The organism is Nitriliruptor sp. (genome assembly GCF_040882075.1).
Classification (GTDB): Bacteria; Actinomycetota; Nitriliruptoria; order Nitriliruptorales; family Nitriliruptoraceae; genus Nitriliruptor.
On record NZ_JBBEBZ010000008.1, the window covers coordinates 1 to 1,467 of the forward strand.

A 1,467-nucleotide genomic window follows, 5' to 3' on the forward strand; every position below is an offset into this window, starting at 1 on the left:
CGCCCGCCTGGATCGCGGAGTAGATCTGGTGGGTCTTGCCCTCGCGGATGAGGTTCCTGATCCCGGAGGTCGCGATCATCACCTCGCAGGCCACGGTGCGGCCCTTGCCGTCGGCGGTCTTGAGCAGCGTCTGACACACCACCCCGCGCAGCGCACCGGCCAGCATGACGCGGATCTGTTCCTGCTGGTGCGGCGGGAACACGTCGACGACACGGTCGATGGTCTGCGGCGCGTCCTGGGTGTGCAGGGTCGCGAACACGAGGTGGCCGGTCTCCGCCGCGGTCAGCGCGATCTGGATGGTCTCGAGGTCGCGCAGCTCGCCGACCAGGATCACGTCCGGGTCCTGGCGCAGGACGTGCTTGAGCGCCTGGTTGAACCCGTGGGTGTCGGTGCCGACCTCGCGCTGGTTGACGATGGACCGCTTGTGGTTGTGGAGGAACTCGATCGGGTCCTCGACGGTCATGATGTGTGACGGCCGGTTGCGGTTGACGAGGTCGACCAACGACGCCAGCGTCGTGGACTTGCCCGACCCCGTCGGGCCGGTGACCAGGACGAACCCGCGGGGCAGGTAGGCGAAGTTCGCGACCTGTTCGGGCACGCCGAGCTCCTCGAGCGGCAGGATGTCGAACGGGATGACGCGCATCACCGAACCCATCGAGTCCCGCTGCTGGAACACGTTGACGCGGAAGCGCGCCAGGTTCGGGATCGCGTAGGAGAGGTCGAGCTCGAGCTCGTTCTCGAACACCTCGCGCTGCTTCTGGGTCATGATCGCGTAGAGCATCTTCTGGAGCTCGTCCGGCTGCATGACCGGCTGGTCGTCCATGTGCACGAGGTCACCGTCGATGCGGATCGTCGGCGGGATACCGGCCGTCAGGTGCAGGTCGGACCCACCGCGTTCGACCAGCGCCTTCAGCAGGGCGTCGAGGTCGACCTCCGCCTCCTCCTCGGAGCGCAGGAGCGGCCCGGACCCACCGAGGTCGTCGTTGGGTCGCAGAACGGCCGAGGGGCGCGGAGGCAGCGAGGACCCGGGCTCCGTCGAGGACCCGTCAGTCGGCGCGGGGCCCGTGCGGTCGTCCGGTGGGGGCGGAGCGTCGGCCGACGGCATCCCGCTCGGTGGCGGGGGCAGCTGCCTGACAGGGGGCGGCGGCACGCTGGCCGAGGCCGCGTCGACACCGGTGGGGACCTGGTTGGCGGCGTGCTGCTCGATGGCCTCGATCAGGGCGCGGCGGGGGGACAGCGCGAGCTCGACGCGCAGCCCGATCGCTTCCTCGAGCCTCTCGACCAGCCCCGGGGTGTTCGGGTCGGCGACCGCCACGCGGACGTGGTCGCCCTCACCGAAGTCGACCGGCAGCGCGACCAGCGACCGGGCGATGTCGACCGGCAGCAGCGCCGACGCGTGCGGGTCGACGCTGCCGGCGTCCACCTCGGCGAACGGCATGCCGAGGCTGCCCGCGAAGGCACGCACCA

Annotated in this window: 1 protein-coding gene; it reads right to left on the reverse strand. The window is 70.6% G+C overall.

The features are described from left to right. A partial coding sequence (locus tag WEB03_RS00710) for a PilT/PilU family type 4a pilus ATPase (protein ID WP_368069054.1) occupies positions 1-1,467 on the reverse strand: 1,467 nt, incomplete at both ends.